This is a genomic window from Paenibacillus piscarius, from assembly GCF_022234545.1.
GTDB lineage: Bacteria > Bacillota > Bacilli > Paenibacillales > Paenibacillaceae > Paenibacillus_AQ > Paenibacillus_AQ piscarius.
In genome coordinates this window covers 1-16,124 of record NZ_JAIEUI010000022.1, presented here as the reverse complement: position 1 = coordinate 16,124, position 16,124 = coordinate 1, and the positions used below count along the sequence as shown (strand labels likewise).

The window sequence follows — 16,124 nt, the reverse complement described above, 5'->3', positions numbered from 1 at the left end:
AACCTTATTATATACACAAAATATTAATATGTAAATTATAGCATAAAAATATTTTTTTGTCAATGATTAATTTCTCATTGGACCCTGCTTACCCTCTATCGACTGAGCTCATCAGCTGGAAAAAGTAGCCCGCCTCCTGCGTCTTGTTCAGTCCATACCAGGCCTCCAGGGTATCCGATGTGCAGACCTCCAGCGCCTTCAGCACCTCCCGCGCGAATTCCAGCGGCGCTGTACCTGATGCCGTAACCAGATGCCCGCCCGCTGCTGCGGGTTCCTGTACATGGGAAGCCTCTCCTTTGTAATTCGGGCAGACCATTTTCAGATAATCCAGATTGTTGCTGGTGTGCGGCACAGCATCCAGAATCCCCCGGTCAGCAAGCGCCTCAACCGCACCGCAGATGGCCCCTACCGTAACGCCGAGCTTAAGCGCCTCGTCAATCCTTTCCAAAACCGCCTGATTCTCCGGCTCTCTCCAGGTCGTTCCTCCAGGCAAAATCAGCAGATCGCCGCTCTCCAGCCTGCACTCCTCCAGGGTAATATCCGGCTGTATAGCCAGTCCGCCCATGGTGGTGACCGTTTCTTTGGCCGCGGATACTGTAGTGACTTTTATTGGCGCAATGTTTTTGCGGAAGTACCTCCCCGTGTTCAGTTCAGCCACCAAATATCCGTATTCCCAGTCTGACATCGTGTTGAACACATACAGGTAAGCTTGCCTTGTACTCATTTATAATCTCCCCTATCTCCTAAGATACCGCTATTATAACTAGACTTCCCTGACAACCGCTGTCAGCGAAGTCCGGTTCACTGTAGAAATATATGATTTGAATTTGCCAAGGAATGCTTATTATATTACATTGTAATTATATATACACCTAATTTGATGAGGAAGTGTTTTGAGTGATAGACAATTCAATTTCTTTTCAGGCTGCAAGAGCGATAATGGAAGAACATAACGTTAATTTTCATCCTTCATTCGCTTATTCTGTATTGGATCATTACATTGCTGGCGAAGCTATCGTCGATGGATGTTCGGCATTGATAGGGACGTCTTCGGGTATATATGCAGTTGTTGGGGACGAGAAGAATGTACACTTTATGGATCTGCTTATGGACAAATTCAAGAGCAGAAGAACGGCCAACCAGAGGTTCACCTTGTTCTCGCCATCTAAGCTATGGGACCTCAGCATTATGAGGCATTTTGGAGCGGAGCTGGCGCAGTTGCGCAGGTATGCATTTGACTTTAATGAAGAACATTTTCTTGGATCAAGCAGAGTCGGATGTCCCGCTAACTTTCAGTTAAATAAGATAAACAAGGACGCGATCGAAGCCAATAGTACTTTTGATTCGGCATATATCACTCAGTATTGGGGATCGGCAGATAACTTCTCGAACAAAGGTTTCGGATTCTTCGTGACTCAAGACAACCGGTACGCGAGCGAATGTATTTCAATCTTTTCTTCATTAAATTGTGCAGAAATAGACATTGTTACCCATGAGCATTTCAGAGGCAGAGGATTGGCTCAATATATGTCAGAGGCTTTCATTCAGGAATGTATAGACCGAGGATTATTACCGAAATGGGATTGTAATATTCATAATCTTGCCTCCACCCGTCTGGCCGGAAAATTAGGATTTGACCATCCCACAACATATTCTGTTTTTGTTATGAGATAGACCACCTCAAACCGGACGCATAAAACCCTATGAAGTCAAAGATACTAACCACAGTAAATATAAGTATAAATGGAGGATACATATGCGACTGCATAACAAAGTGGCTGTAGTTACCGGAGCGGCGTCCGGGATGGGGAAGGCGGTTGCTGTTCTTTTTGCGAAGGAAGGGGCTAGGGTGGTCGTGGCGGATATTCATCTGGAGGCCGCGGAGAAGGTTGCCGGTGATATAGAGTCCAGCGGCGGAGAAGCCATCGCAGTGCAAGCAAATGTTGCCGACGAGTCTGACATTCAGCATCTGATCGATAGTACTGTCAGTACCTATGGCACTGTAGATATTCTGGTGAATAATGCGGGGATCATGGATAACTTTGAACCGGCGGGAGAGATTGAGGATGAGAGCTGGGAGCGGGTGCTCGCCGTTAATACAACTTCGGTGATGCGTGCTACGCGCAAGGTACTGCCTATTTTCCTGGCAAAACAACAGGGTGTTATTATTAACGTTGCCTCCGTAGGCGGTCTGTTCGGTGCCCGGGCCGGTGCGGCTTATACAGCCTCCAAGCATGCGGTTATCGGCTTCACCAAGAATACCGGATTCATGTATGCCGCCAAGGGAATCCGCTGCAATGCGATTGCGCCGGGCGGTGTGGAGACGAATATTGGTTCTACCATGACCCATATTAATACCTTTGGTATGGAACGTACACAGCCGGGCATGGCGCTTAATCCACGGATGGGCCAGCCTGAAGAAATCGCACAGCTCGCCCTATTCCTCGCTTCGGAGGAAGCCAGCTTTGTGAATGGGGCAGTCATCACGGCAGACGGTGGATGGACGGCTCATTAAGCGGAGGGCCTCGTGCGAATTCAAGGGCACTATTTGGAAATAGTACCCTTTGGGCCGCATCAGGGCCAGGCGCCGTGGCGTGCCCAGTCCGATTGTAATCGGTTTTTCGATTACATTCGGCTCATGAGTCTCCGCGGTGTTCCCTTAAACAAAGGCCATCTCCCGTCATTCTGCGGGCAGATGGCCTTTATTCTTACATTGTTTCAGCTCCGGGCGTCTTGTACCCGGATGTTGCTGCCGAACAAGGTGGAGTCGCTGGTCAGCTTATAGGCCGGATAGCCTGCCTCCGCTTCGAGGCGCATGACCTCATCGAACTGCATTTCCTGCTGGCGGTCACACAGGAAGGTGAACGGCTCGGTCTGGAATACAATATCGGTCGGGGAAGGCCCGCTGACAATCCGGATCACCAGCATGCCGTTGCAGCCGCAGTCCTCCGTGTCATAGAACAGTTTGAATTGCCCCGGTCTGCCGGCCAGGCTCTGCTCCAGCCGTTCGCGGGTCATTGCATTAAGCTCAATCTGCATCTGTAATCTCTCCCATCAGGACAACCTGTCCGGTATGCTGTAACTGTAGGCGACAAGTATAGTCCCTAATCTGCGCAGACCTGTGTGACAGCAGTCACTAAGAATGTGACTTTATAATAACATACAGATAAGGAGTCGCCCTAACCCGGATTTCAGCCCGGAGAGGTCAACGCCTGCTCTGCATTATCCTTCTATATCCTGCTTCACCCAATCTGCGAACGCACAGTCTCCTGAAGACTCAGCAGCTCAGCTCTTACCTTGACCACCTCACCAATAATAATCATGGCCGGATTGCTGATCTTCATGGCCGCAGCTACTTTGTCTATATTGCCAAGCGTGCCGGTCACCGTCCGCTCACGCAGCGTGGTTCCGTTCTCAATCAAGGCAACCGGGGTCTGCGGGTCTTTGCCGTGAGCCAGCAGCTCCTTGCAGATCTCGCCCAGCTTGCTGACGCCCATATATATCACAAGCGTGTCCACACTATGGGCCAGCGCGTCCCAGCGTACCGGCGAATCCTGCTCCTGGCAGCGGCTGCCGGTCACGATGGCGAAGGAGGCGGCCACACCGCGATGGGTCAGCGGGATACCGGCTGAAGCGGCTGCGCCTACCGCCGAGGTGATTCCCGGAATCACCTCATAGGGAATGCCGGCGGCGGCTGCGGACAACGCCTCCTCCCCGCCCCGGCCGAAGACGAACGGGTCGCCGCCCTTCAGGCGGACCACATGGCTTCCGGCAGCGGCATGGCGGATCATCAGCCGCTCGGTAGTCTCCTGCGGCAGCGAATGCAGGCCCGGCGCTTTGCCGCAATAGATGCGCAAGGCATCACTTGGAGCGTAAGCCAGCAGCTCCTCATTCACCAGCCGATCATACAGAATGACATCGGCACTCTGAATGCGCCGCAGCGCCTTGACGGTAATCAGCTCAGGGTCGCCCGGACCCGCACCTACGATCGATATCCGTCCCGGCTTCATAGGCTTTTCTCCAGGACAGTCGCGCCGGTCAATACCGCTTCACCATGTCCCTGAGACACAGCCGCCGGAGCACCTGATCTGCTCCCTTTTTGCGATAGATAGAAGAGTATGCCTGTGAACAGCAGCCCCCCTGCGAAGTTGCCGAGCAGCACAGGGATGCCGTTCCAGATCCACCAGTCCGCCAGAGTCACGTTCGCTCCGAGCATCATTCCGGCCGGAATGACGAAGAAATTGACGACCGTATGCTCGAAGCCCTGTCCGAAGAAGGTCAGGATGGGCAGCCACATGGCGAGGATTTTGCCGGAGGTGGACTTGGAGGTCATCGCCATTACCGCCCCCAGCGTCACCATCCAGTTGCAGAGCATCGCCTTGATGAAGGCCAGCCCCATCCCTTCTGCCCCCATGCTGCGATAAGCGGTTGTCTTACCCTCACTCGCAGTGATTAGTGTCTGGACCAGGGGGTTCGACAGATCCGTGCCCATCTTCGTAATCGTCAGCCCGTAGAGCACAGCATAGACGGTGCAGCCGATCAGATGCCCGATAATCACCCAGAAGTAATTCCCGAGCATCCGCCTGATAGTGGTCTGCTTCTCCAGCACGGCCAGAGGAATCAGGGCGAAGCTGCCGGTCACCAGCTCCAGGCCGAGCAGGATAATCATCACGAAGCCTACCGGGAAAAGAAGCGCACCCGCCATAGGGATTTTCGTCTGTGCCGCTGCGGTAAAAGCCAGTGTTGTAGCACACGCCAGGATCGCCCCGCCGAGACTGCCGCGGATGATAAGCTGCATGATACTTAATTCTGCTTTGGCCCGGCCTGCTTCAATCATGGAGCTCAGCACTTCGCCTGGTTTGACATAGTCCATTACGAATCCCCCTTATGCGTATCCCTGAATTAGAGCGTTAAGTACAGACTGCCGGTCTCGTGATCGACTTCCACCTCATAGGTGGTCACATGCCCCGTATCCGGGGCCTGCACCTCACCGGTATGCAGCTCGATCCGCCAGTCATGCAGCGGGCAATGCACCTTGGAGCCGCAGACCATCCCCTCCGAGAGCAATCCTCCCTTGTGCGGGCAGCGGTTCTCCACCGCCAGCACCTCACCGCTGCTTAGCCGGAATAGGGCAATCTCCAGGCCGTCTATCCTTATGGTTCGTGATCCTTTCAGGTCCACATCATTCAGGTTGCCGATCAGCAGTTTCGTCATTGTCATCTTGGGGGCCTCCTTATACCGTCTCTGGCAAAGAGATCGGTTCGAAATTTTTGCGAAGCTCCGGTGTATTCACAATCTGCTTCCATGGATCGGTTGTGAGGCTAAGCGTCTTCTGAATTCTCTCTACCAGCGCCGCCCGTTCCTCCGGGGAGGCCAGTGCCTGCTTGATGCTATCCAGTCCCACACGCTCCACCCACTGCGCAGTCCGCTCATTCCATCCGGCATTCTCGCGGTAATACTGCAGGAAGGCGCTCGCCCATTCCAGCACTTCATCATCAGTCTTCACCACGCAGAGCAGGTCCGTGGCCCGGACATGAACACCGCCGTTGCCGCCGACATGCAGCTCCCAGCCGCCGTCAATCGCCACCACGCCGAAGTCCTTGATCGTCGCTTCCGCACAATTGCGCGGGCAGCCGGATACGGCCAGCTTCACTTTTCCCGGAGCATTCAGCCGTTCAAAAGCCTTCTCCAGCCGAATCCCCATCCCCATCGCATCCTGAGTACCGAACCGGCAATAGGTGGAGCCTACGCAGGTCTTCACGGTACGCAGTGTCTTGCCGTAGGCATGGCCGGAGGGCATATCCAGCTCCTCCCACATCTTCGGCAGATCCTCCTTCTTCACGCCCAGCAGATCGAGCCGCTGTCCTCCGGTGAACTTAACCAGCGGCACATCGTATTTGACCGCCACCTCCGCAATCTTGATCAGCTCAGCCGGTGAAGTGACACCGCCGTAGATTCGCGGCACGACCGAATACGTCCCGTCCTTCTGGATATTGGCATGGTAACGCTCATTAGTGTATCTCGACTCATTCTCATCCACATATTCCTCCGGCCAGAGCATACCCAGGTAGTAATTCAGCGAAGGGCGGCATTTCGGGCAGCCCTCCTCATTGCTCCAGGACAAGACATTCATAACCTCCTTCACTGTCGTCAGCTTCATGCGCTTGATCTCGGCGACAATCTCATCCCGGCCCAGCGTGGTGCAGCCGCAGATACCCTCCTTAACTGTAACGGCCGCTTCTCCGGCATAGAGCTGAAGCAGCCCCTCCACCAGCGGCTTGCAGCCGCCGCAGGAAGCGGAAGCCTTGGTGCAGGTCTTGATCTGGCCCACGCTGGTGCAGCCGCCGGTGGTAATCGCCTCGGCAATCGTCCCCTTCGTCACGCCATTACAACCGCAGATGATCTCGTCGTCTGCCATCCCCTTCAGCCGGTTGCCCTTGGGGGAAGCCAGCGCATCCGCCGGAACACCGAGCAGCAGCTCCTTCTCCCGCCCTTTGATGTTCTCGCCCTTTTTGATCATCGAGAAAAGCTCTGCTCCGTCATTCGTATCACCGAACAGCACTGCGCCAATCAGCTTATCCTCCCGGATGACCAGCTTCTTATAGATGCCTTCCGTCTCATCCTGGAAGCGGAGCGCCTTCGTGCCAGGCTGCTCGGTATACTGGCCAGCCGAGAAAACATCAACGCCGGATACCTTCAGCTTGGTTGAGGTTACCGAACCGGCGTAGCCTTCGGTGGGAACGCCCGCCAGTCTTTTGGCCAGGACTGCGCCTTGCTCATAGAGCGGGGCTACCAGACCATAGGCAATGCCGCGGTGCTCTGCACACTCCCCGACGGCATAGATACCGGGCAGGCTGGTCTCCATATAATCGTTCACCACGATGCCCCTGTTCACCTCGATCCCGCTGCGCCGGGCCAGCTCCACGTTCGGCTTGATGCCGACCGCCATCACGATCAGATCCGCCTCTGCCATCTCGCCGTCTGCGAACAGGAGACCTTTGGCTCTTTTTTTGCCGAGAATGGCTTCGGACTGCTTCTTCAGCAGGAACTTCATGCCCTGGGCCTCCAGCTCCTTACGCAGCATTATGGCGGCCGCCTCATCCAGCTGACGCTCCATAATATAATCATGGATGTGAACCACCGAGACACTCATTCCCAGATGCAGCAGCCCTCTGGCCGCCTCCAGTCCGAGCAGACCGCCGCCGATGACAAGCGCTTTGCTGTATTTTTGCGAGACGTCCTGCATGATTTGTGTGTCCTTGATGTCGCGGAACGCGATGACGTTCTCCTTCTCCGCTCCCGGGATCGGCAGCATGAAGGGGTTGGAGCCGGTTGCCAGAATCAGCTCGTCATACGCTGCGGTGATTCCTTGATCCGTGGTGACTGTACGCGCCGCAGTGTTAATAGAAGTAACTGTGTGGCCCGTATACAGCCTGATGTTGAAGCTCTGATACCATTCGAGATCATTAATGACGATTTCATCCAGACTTGCCCCGCCCGCCAGGACGGAAGACAGCATGATCCGGTTATAGTTGGGATGAGGCTCAGTGCCGAAGATCGTAATCTCATATGCCTCCGGCGCCAATTTGAGCAGATGCTCAATTGCTCTGACCCCTGCCATTCCGTTGCCGACGAGTACCAGTTTCTTGCGCTTTGCTGTCATATTTGTCTCTCTCCTCTCCAGGTAAACAACACGTATACAACACAAACAGCCCGCTTCACTCCGCCCGGAAAAGATACATTTCCCGTAAGCGATATAAGTGAGAGCAGGCGCCATTGCCGCTTCAGCCGGATACACCGTTGTATCCGAAGAATTGATGAATTTGTTAAAATGACTATACTACACGACTTTGCAGTACGTCAATAATTATGACATATAAAATTTAATTAATTTAATTTATCGACAAGATCGCATAATTTATGTTATATAATATAACATTAATGCATTCTTATTAAGATACTCTGTACAAAAGGAGCGTCGTCCATCTATGCATTCCCTGCTCGTTATCCTGCCCCCCGGAACAGAGACTTCCGCAGAAGCGCGCTCCTCGCCCAGCCCCGTCCCTCTCCTCAGCGCCTGCGGCTATGTCGTGGAGACAGCCGCTACTGCCGAGGAAGCTGCTCCATTAACCGGCGATGCGGACGCCTTCATTCTGGAGCTTCCGGTGACGGAGATCAGCGCCTGGAGAGAGCTGCTGGTTCAGCACAAGATTGCACCTGTATTATGGTGGTGCACTCCGCATACTGCGACCTTATCCGTCTCGGCCTGCGGTGACGATATTATGGTGGATGGCATCCTGTCCCCGGCCATGCAGCCGCCGGAGATTCACTGGATGCTTCACTTCAGCGCCAGGCAATGCTTCGAGCGCAGGCAATGGCTGAAGGAGCGGGAGCAATTGCTGTCGCGGATCGAGGAGCGCAAATGGATCGACATGGCTAAGGGCATCCTGTCCAAAGCCAAGAATATCAGTGAATCGGAAGCCTACGACCTGCTGCGCAAGCAGGCGATGAATGAACGCAAACGGATGGTGGATGTTGCGACCTCCATCGTCAAGGTCTACCAGCTGCTGCAGGATCAAACATAAGGAGAACGCCATATGATTAATATTCTGAAGGAAGTCGCCCGCGGCAAGCGCGGCGCGAAGGATCTAAGCTACGGGGAAGCTGAATACGCGGCGGAAGCCATTCTCCGGCAGAGCGCTTCCCCGGTGCAGATTGGCGCGTTCCTGGCCGCAGAGCGCATGAAGCTGGAGAGCCTGGAGGAGCTGGAGGCCTTCGTTGCCGTCTGCCGCAAATACGCGGTCCGCGAGCCTGTCCACCAGGGAATCGACTGCGCCGGTCCGTATGACGGCAGAGTACATTCCTTCATTGCTACTTATCCCACCGCCTTCCTGCTGTCTGCCGCTGGTCTGCCGGTTACCCTGCACGGTTCAGCGGGCTTGCCGCCCAAGTGGGGCATTACGCTCCAGGATATCATCCAGGCCGGAGGTGTGGATATGGCCGGTCTGAGCCGCAGCTGTGCTATTCAGGCTGCCGAAGCCAGCGGCGTCCTGTTCGTAAAGTCAGAGCAGTGGTGCCCGCCTCTGGGTGAACTCCGCGGACTCCGCGAGGACCTTGGGATGCGCACGATCTTCAACACGGCGGAGAAGCTGATCGATTACGCCTGCTCGCCGTATATCGTATTTGGTATTTTTCATAATACGGTGTTTGAGCGGATCTCACGGTTAATCGGGAAGCTTGGCTATCAGCGGGGATTGGTGGTTCAGGGCGTGGAAGGCTCGGAGGATCTGTATATTGACCGGCCGAACCGGGTCTACCGGGTAGAGAACGGTATAGCCGAGCTGGATATTATCGACCCCGAGTCGCTTGGGCTGGAGACAGTAGTGCCTACGGAGACCGGTTGGACTGCGGAACGGCAGCTTCGTACGGCGGAGGAGATTCTGCAGGGCGGCGGGCATATGGCCTACTACAACCAGACCCTGCTGAACGGAGCTGCCCGGCTCCATGCCGCCGGACGGGTGAATTCCCTGGAGGAAGGTGTCTATACGTGCAAGCCTCTGCTGGATAACGGCCAGGCCTGGGAGGCTTATTCCAAATGGAAAAATACCATACTATGTAGCAATGCAGCTTCGCTCGGGCAGGCCTGAGCCTGCTTGCCGCTATTAACAATGTGAGCAGACTGATTACCGGTCTGTTTTTTTTTTGCGCTAATGCACAAACATTCCATAAGACACCTAAATATTATAATAAATGGTTAACATCCGTGCTACATGATAACAAGCTCATAGGAGGGAATACAATGGCCGTTCTATCTACTGGTCCCATTGAAAACAATCAAGTCAATGGAACAAGACCCACTCAATCAGTAACCATTAAAGTTGAAAACAAAAGTATCTCCAATTATGCTACTGTGACCATTCAAGGGTACACCCTGAACGGGGGGCGGACCTTGTATGCCAATGAGACTTTTTCGCTACCTCCAAATGCAGTAGCCACCAGAAATTATTATGCGAATTTCAGTTTTGATTATGTAATCACAATCATTGGAATAAGTACAGAGAACCTCGCAGCTTCATTATGGGGTAAAAGCAGCTCCGGGGAGCTTGTTACAGCACATCGTCTGGTCGCTTCCGAAATGCTGGGAAGCGCATCAGGTACAACAGGAACTACCGGTGCCACAGGAGCTACCGGGGTTACAGGAGCCACGGGAGCGACTGGGGTTACAGGGACGACAGGACTGACCGGTGGGACTGGAGCTACGGGGGCTACTGGAGAGACAGGTCCCTCGGGCGGTCCTGAAGGGGCGACAGGGGCTACTGGAGTAACCGGGGCTACGGGAGCAACCGGGGCGACAGGAGCTACCGGGGCGACAGGAGCCACCGGGGCGACAGGAGCCACCGGGGCAACGGGAGCCACCGGGGCGACAGGAGCTACCGGAGCGACAGGAGCCACCGGGGCCACAGGAGCTACAGGACTAACAGGGGTTACGGGTACTACCGGTGCCACTGGAACAGTGCAACCAGATCCTTTTCAGGTATACGTCCAGGCAGGAGCCGTTGGGGGAAACGGGACTCAAGCCAGTCCTTTTGGCACCATTCAACAAGGGGTAACCGCTGTATCTCCTAATGGAACAGTCTATATTATGGGCGGAACATATCCCGTCACTGCTAATATCGGAATTAATAAGGCAGGTGTAACCATAAAAGGATTTCCCAACAGCCTGATTCTCCTTCAGGCAGCGGTCATCGTCTTTACAGTTACCGGCAGCGGCGTGACGATCGACGGTTTGACCATCACTAGTGATAATCCCTATGCTGTTGAATTCATTCAAGTGGCAGGATCCAATCATACCATCATTAATAATGTAATCTATGGTCCCCCGCAGGCCGGACCTTCCTCCGGCTGGGTGGTGAACCGCGGTCTAGTTTCAGCTGCCAACAATATGACAAATTTAATCATGCGGAACAATGTCTTTTATTCTTTGCGCCAGCCTGCCTATTTCAATCAGAATGCAACGGGTGAGATCATTAATAACATTGTTTATAATACCCGAGGCTTCGTTAATGACCGGGCGGTTCTGGTATATTCAGGTAATGCCTGGGGCAGCCCGGTTAATGCAGTGGATATAGCTCTACTCGTTGGGACTATCACGGGTCCTCCGTTTGATCCGTTGACAGATCTTAGTGCGAATAACAGCAGCGCTACAATTCAGGATTCCCGTTAACCAGAGCCTCCGTTCTGAGCATACAGAAGAAGCACATGCCATGTCAGTCACCGGTATGTGCTTCTTTACTATACTGAGGTCATTCATTACCCTTCTGCGTTATGCTATTCCAGGTCCAGAGCATGCTTCGCTCCTGCTCCAGAAGAATCTTCCCGTGATTGGGGCCCACGCGCTCCTCCCAGCTTGAAGACCAGAATGCCGCCGACGATGATCAGCACGCCAATCAATTGGTTGAACGAGAACGGAACCTTCGCCAGTCCGAGCCAGCCCATGGAGTCCCACAGTAAGGCGAAGCCTAGCTGGGAAGTAAGTACGATCGATATGGCATAGGTTGCGCCAAGAATCCGGGTCGCCTGCACCAGGCAGATCACGACTCCGACTCCAATCATTCCGCTGAACCAGTACCAAGGCTGCATATGCTGGAGTGTGAACATGTTTTTGCCTTCCAGAATCAGTCCCATGACCAGAGAAGCGGCGAAGCCCATCCCCAGCACCAGTGTGGTAGTCGACCAGGAGCCGGTATGCTCATTGACCTTGGCGTTGAAAATATTCTGCAAGCTGACCAGCGCACCTGCAATCAGCGACAATAGAATTCCTGCTAACATATTTGTTGCTCCCTTCCTCAATCTCCGTTATAACTTCAGTACAATAACACCGAGAACCATCAGCCCGATCCCGATGAACTGCGGGGTCTTCATCTTTTGCCGGGCGACGCCGAACCAGCCTCTGCTGTCAATCACGAACGTCAGGCAGAGCTGGGCAATCAGCAGGGCGGAGATGGTCAGAGTCACCCCGATGCTTTTAATGGCCGTCACCTCACTAAAAATAATGAATGCGGCATAAGCGCCGCCTGTCAGGTATAACGGACCTGCCTTACGGAACCCCCGCTTCTTCCCGTCCCGGACAGCCAATGCAATGGCCAGTGCCATAATGAATCCGGTCAGCTGGGTGATCGTTGCTGCCTGCCATGTGCCGATATCCGTACTAATTCTGGCATTGGCCACCCCTTGCAGCGTAATGCATGCCCCGGCTAGAAATGCGAACAGTATTCCTTTCATCTGTCTATCTCTCCTCTACTCCACTTGTCATTTCTAATTAAAAGCCAGTTCGGCCGATTCGGGAAGGACATATGTCCCAAATTGCAAAAGCTTCCGTAATGTCCTGTTCCGCTTCGGCTCGTCAAAGAGACGACAAGCCCGCTTCAGGCCGACTAACGGCTTGAAACGGGCTTGTCTTTAGGCTGTATTTTCAGGAGATCAGCTTCATTTCCTTAAGCTTGTCCATAATGAGGCCGCTGACCGCCGATACGCGCCCCTGATCCTCAGAGGTCAACCAGGCCAGCTCCTCGATTTCCGAAGCCGGGGCCAGTTCGCCGGTGAAGTCTGCGGTCAGGCAGGTCATACGCACAAGGACACCTTCTTCCTTGCCGTGTGCCGGAGCTTCAAAGGTTCCGAATTCGGCAATCGTCTCCTGGAGAATCTCCACCGACAGTTCCTCTCGGATCTCCCGGATCAGGGTCTCGGCGTCACTTTCGCCGGGCTCCCGCTTGCCTCCGGGGAAATAATATGTGTCTTTGCCCTTGGATCGTGCCCCCAGCACTTTGCCGTCCACCACGTAAATCCAGGCAATTTTATCAATGATTGCGTTCATGATTAGTATTCCCCCGCTGTATGATTGTAATATGCATATGCCGGGCTGCTTCCTCCCAGGGCACCGTATAGCCTTCACCCTTGGCGCAAAAGATCGAGGCAGAGGTGTAGGCCGGGTCGGCATTCTTATTGTAACCACGCTGCTGAATCACGGCTTCCGCCTGATGGCAAGGCTGGTAGCCGGAAACTCTGAGCGACAGCGAGCCTTTGCCCTGAGTCATCGAGGCCAGCCGCGCCCCGTAATTCATGAAGCTGGCCACCGGAGCGGTTCCGGTGATGACAGCCTTGGACTCCGTCAGGTCAGGAGGCTCGAACGAGCCGCCTGCCTGCTGAATATCACTCATAACCTTGCCCACATCGCCTGATTCTATCCGGATTCTCAGCTCATAGACCGGCTCCAGCAGCACATTCTCCGCCTGCTCCAGCCCGTGGCGCAAGGCACGGTGGGTGGCCTCACGGAAGTCTCCGCCGCTGGTATGCTTGTTATGGGCACGCCCGCTAAGCAGCGTTACCTTCAGGTCGGTCAACGGTGAACCGGTCAGCAGGCCGTGGTGCCCGCTCTCCAGCACATGCTGCCCAATCTGATTCTGGTACCCTACAGCCAGATCGTCCGGGTGACACTTGTTAACGAACGTAATCCCGCTGCCGCGCTCCCCCGCCTCCAGCAGCAGATGCACCTCGGCATAGTGGCCCAGCGGCTCGAAATGCCCGCAGCCGTAGACCCGTCCGGTAATCGTCTCCTTGTATAGAATCTCCGGCGGACCAAAAGCAATCCGCAGCCCAAACCGCTCCGCCACAATCTGCTCCAGAATCTCCAGCTGAATGCCGCCCATCACCTGAATGTGCAGCTCCTGGAGCGACTCCTCCCAGCTTACGTTCAGCGAAGGATCTTCTGCGCCAAGCTGCCCGAAGACCAGCATCAGCTCCTTGAGATGCACCGGCGGCTCGAACAACACCTTCGATTTCAGTGTAGGGGTCAGTCCGCCTTCCAGAATTCCCGTACATTCACCAACTCCAGTGCCCGGCAATGCACCACTGAGGCCCACCACCGCAAAGAGCTCTCCGGCAGCAGCCCAATCCGCTGCACTGTAATCTGTTCCGTTATATTTACGGATGCCTGTCACCCGTTCGGAGCTGCGCTCCGGCTCAAGTCCGTAGGCCAGGCTGTCCCTGTTCTTCAGCACCCCTTGGAGCGCTTTGATGTAGGTTATTCGTGTACCTCTGGCATCATGGCGGATCTTATAGACCCTCCCTCCAAAAGGCAACCGGTAATCATATTCCGTGAACACAATCGCATCCAGGTAGTGCAGGAACTCCTCCACCCCTTGGTCAAGCAGTGCAGAGCCTTGCATACACGGGAAAATCCCGCCGCGCTTCACCATCGTCCTCAGCGCACTGCTGCAATCGCTGTCCGTTAGCTTTCCTTCCAGGTATCGTTCCAGCAATGTTTCGTTGCGTTCCGCCAGGAAAGCCATTTCTTCATCGGTCCATGCCGCTCCCGGCTGCGGCGGCAGCAGCATGGCATCCGGGCTGAGCAGCTCATGGATCTCCTTCAGGACACGGGCGGGGTCACTGCCTGCGCGGTCGGTTTTGTTGATGAAGAATAAGACCGGAATCCGGTGCTGGCGCAATAGTTGCCAGAGAGTTTCGGTATGGCTCTGCACCCCCTCCACCGCACTGAGAATCACCACGGCATAGTCCAGTACCTGCAGACAACGCTCCATTTCTGGGGAGAAATCCACGTGCCCCGGGGTATCCAGCAGGAAATAACGGGAGTCCTTATAAGTGAATTCCGCCTGATCCGCGAACACCGTAATCCCGCGCGTTTTCTCAATCTCATGGGTATCCATGAAGGAATCCTGATGGTCCACCCGTCCCCGGCGGCGGATCGCTTCCGTATGGAACAACAGCTGCTCTGCGAAGGTCGTCTTGCCTGCATCAACATGAGCAAGCAAGCCAACGGTTACATTATTCATATAGTAATGCTACACCCCTCCACGGATATGCGGAGCAACCTCTGACTGATAAAAGATGCCCAGACGCTCCATCTCAGTGAAGCTGTACCCCGGAACCTCAAGTGTCGCCAAATTATCCTCCACCTGCGCCTCATTCTTGAAGCCCGGAATGACACAGCTTACCGCCGGATGCTCCAGAATCCAGCGCATCGATGCCCGGGCCATATTGCCGCGTCCGGCAGCAATCCATTCCAGCTTGCGGGCCAGCTCCACTCCGGTGACAAACGGCAGTCCGGCGAAGGTCTCGCCCACGTTGAAATGCTCACCGTTCGCGTTGAAGCTGCGGTGGTCGTTTGCCTGGAACGTGCTGTCCTCCTTGAACTTGCCGGTCAGCAGCCCGCTGGCCAGCGGTAGACGCACCAGGATTCCTGCACCCTTCTCCGCTGCCTTCGGCAGCAGCTCCTGGGCCGGCTGCTGGCGGAACAGATTGAAGATCACCTGGAGCGCTTCCACCCCCGGATACTCCAGGCAGAGCAGCCCTTCTTCGATTGTCTCAACGCTTACGCCATAGTGGCGGATTTTGCCTTCGGCTTTCAACTGGTCCAGCGCCTCGAAAACACGCCCATCCCGCAGAATCTCAATCGGCGGACAATGGACCTGGTACAGGTCAATCGCTTCCCGCTCCAGCCGCCGCAGGCTCTGCTCACAATATTCGCTAATGCTCCGCGCAGAATACGTCTCCGGATCATGGATGTCCCCAGCCCGGCAGAACTTCGTGGCAATATGCACCTCATCGTGCTTCCCGCGGGTCGCCTTCGCCAGCAGCTCCTCGGCATGGCCTCCGCCATAGACATCGGCAGTATCGAAGAAATTCACGCCCTGCTCCATCGCGAGCTGAAGGCCCTTCAGCCCATCCTCATCCCGGCTGCTCCCCCAATCTCCGCCAATCGCCCATGTCCCGAAGCTAACCTCACTTACAGACAAACCGGTATTCCCCAGCTTGCGGTATCTCATTGTAAGAACCCTCCGTTTATGATTTAGTGTGATTCACGCACAATATTCCTAATCAAGAACGTCCTCCGGCGATGTCCCCTCCGTGGAACCGTTCACAACTCTTCTTATTATGCAGGGTTTGGACGGCCAGGTCCAGTTTAGAACGACATATCTAACGGGTGAAGGATGCGGTACTGCTGACCCGTGTGCCATGGCACTGCCCAATCTGGTCGGTATTTCGACTACATTTGGACCACGCACCTCCGCAGCGCCCAATCTGGTCGGTTTTTCGACTACATTTGG

Annotated in this window: 16 protein-coding genes; 5 read left to right on the top strand and 11 right to left on the bottom strand. The window is 54.8% G+C overall.

Going from position 1 to position 16,124, the window contains the following annotated elements; translation table 11 throughout:
• Positions 1-88: 88 nt before the first annotated feature.
• Positions 89-724: a type 1 glutamine amidotransferase family protein gene (locus tag K1558_RS26360; protein WP_238654945.1), complete on the bottom strand. Its 636-nt coding sequence runs from the start codon at positions 722-724 to the stop codon at positions 89-91.
• 173 nt (positions 725-897) lie between these two features.
• On the opposite strand from K1558_RS26360, the gene K1558_RS26355 reads away from it, so the two are divergent.
• Complete coding sequence (locus tag K1558_RS26355; RefSeq protein WP_238654944.1) at positions 898-1,674, top strand: GNAT family N-acetyltransferase; 777 nt, start codon at positions 898-900, stop codon at positions 1,672-1,674.
• Between the two features lie 82 nt (positions 1,675-1,756).
• On the top strand, positions 1,757-2,515 hold the full coding sequence (locus K1558_RS26350) for an SDR family oxidoreductase (protein ID WP_238654943.1): 759 nt from the start codon (positions 1,757-1,759) through the stop codon (positions 2,513-2,515).
• 203 nt (positions 2,516-2,718) lie between these two features.
• Here K1558_RS26350 and K1558_RS26345 read toward each other — a convergent pair whose 3' ends face one another.
• The 5 genes from K1558_RS26345 to nirB all read right to left on the bottom strand — a co-directional run bounded on the left by K1558_RS26345 (position 2,719) and on the right by nirB (position 7,663).
• The gene (locus tag K1558_RS26345) at positions 2,719-3,039 is read right to left on the bottom strand and encodes an iron-sulfur cluster biosynthesis family protein (protein WP_238654942.1); all 321 of its coding nucleotides are present in this window, start codon (positions 3,037-3,039) and stop codon (positions 2,719-2,721) included.
• A gap of 203 nt (positions 3,040-3,242) precedes the next feature.
• Positions 3,243-4,010: a uroporphyrinogen-III C-methyltransferase gene (cobA, locus tag K1558_RS26340; protein ID WP_238654941.1), complete on the bottom strand. Its 768-nt coding sequence runs from the start codon at positions 4,008-4,010 to the stop codon at positions 3,243-3,245.
• The gene (locus tag K1558_RS26335; protein ID WP_238654940.1) at positions 4,007-4,873 is read right to left on the bottom strand and encodes a formate/nitrite transporter family protein; all 867 of its coding nucleotides are present in this window, start codon (positions 4,871-4,873) and stop codon (positions 4,007-4,009) included. The genes cobA and K1558_RS26335 overlap by 4 nt, the downstream gene beginning before the upstream one ends.
• Before the next feature lie 29 nt (positions 4,874-4,902).
• Entirely contained in the window at positions 4,903-5,214 is a 312-nt protein-coding gene (nirD, locus tag K1558_RS26330; protein WP_238655023.1) for a nitrite reductase small subunit NirD, read from the bottom strand.
• Positions 5,215-5,233: 19 nt separating this feature from the next.
• On the bottom strand, positions 5,234-7,663 hold the full coding sequence (nirB, locus tag K1558_RS26325; RefSeq protein ID WP_238654939.1) for a nitrite reductase large subunit NirB: 2,430 nt from the start codon (positions 7,661-7,663) through the stop codon (positions 5,234-5,236).
• A gap of 325 nt (positions 7,664-7,988) precedes the next feature.
• Here nirB and K1558_RS26320 point away from each other — a divergent pair, with 325 nt between their 5' ends.
• The 3 genes from K1558_RS26320 (at position 7,989) to K1558_RS26310 (ending at position 11,224) form a co-directional block, all read left to right on the top strand.
• Positions 7,989-8,585 carry an ANTAR domain-containing response regulator gene (locus K1558_RS26320; protein ID WP_238654938.1) on the top strand — a complete coding sequence of 199 codons (597 nt, stop codon included), beginning with the start codon at positions 7,989-7,991 and terminating at the stop codon, positions 8,583-8,585.
• A 12-nt stretch (positions 8,586-8,597) separates the two neighbouring features.
• Positions 8,598-9,647, top strand: a complete 1,050-nt coding sequence (locus K1558_RS26315) for an anthranilate phosphoribosyltransferase (RefSeq protein WP_238654937.1) — start codon at positions 8,598-8,600, stop codon at positions 9,645-9,647.
• A gap of 152 nt (positions 9,648-9,799) precedes the next feature.
• Complete coding sequence (locus tag K1558_RS26310) at positions 9,800-11,224, top strand: right-handed parallel beta-helix repeat-containing protein (RefSeq protein ID WP_238654936.1); 1,425 nt, start codon at positions 9,800-9,802, stop codon at positions 11,222-11,224.
• A 104-nt stretch (positions 11,225-11,328) separates the two neighbouring features.
• Here K1558_RS26310 and K1558_RS26305 read toward each other — a convergent pair whose 3' ends face one another.
• The 5 genes from K1558_RS26305 to K1558_RS26285 all read right to left on the bottom strand — a co-directional run bounded on the left by K1558_RS26305 (position 11,329) and on the right by K1558_RS26285 (position 15,842).
• Positions 11,329-11,829 carry a DMT family transporter gene (locus tag K1558_RS26305; protein WP_238654935.1) on the bottom strand — a complete coding sequence of 167 codons (501 nt, stop codon included), beginning with the start codon at positions 11,827-11,829 and terminating at the stop codon, positions 11,329-11,331.
• 27 nt (positions 11,830-11,856) lie between these two features.
• Entirely contained in the window at positions 11,857-12,282 is a 426-nt protein-coding gene (locus K1558_RS26300; protein WP_238654934.1) for a DMT family transporter, read from the bottom strand.
• A 190-nt stretch (positions 12,283-12,472) separates the two neighbouring features.
• Positions 12,473-12,874: an NUDIX hydrolase gene (locus tag K1558_RS26295; protein ID WP_238654933.1), complete on the bottom strand. Its 402-nt coding sequence runs from the start codon at positions 12,872-12,874 to the stop codon at positions 12,473-12,475.
• Positions 12,858-14,849 (bottom strand): elongation factor G, encoded by a 1,992-nt coding sequence (locus tag K1558_RS26290; RefSeq protein WP_238654932.1) that lies wholly within the window; start codon positions 14,847-14,849, stop codon positions 12,858-12,860. The genes K1558_RS26295 and K1558_RS26290 overlap by 17 nt, the downstream gene beginning before the upstream one ends.
• Positions 14,850-14,858: 9 nt before the next feature.
• Positions 14,859-15,842 carry an aldo/keto reductase gene (locus K1558_RS26285; protein ID WP_238654931.1) on the bottom strand — a complete coding sequence of 328 codons (984 nt, stop codon included), beginning with the start codon at positions 15,840-15,842 and terminating at the stop codon, positions 14,859-14,861.
• Between the last annotated feature and the right edge of the window lie 282 nt (positions 15,843-16,124).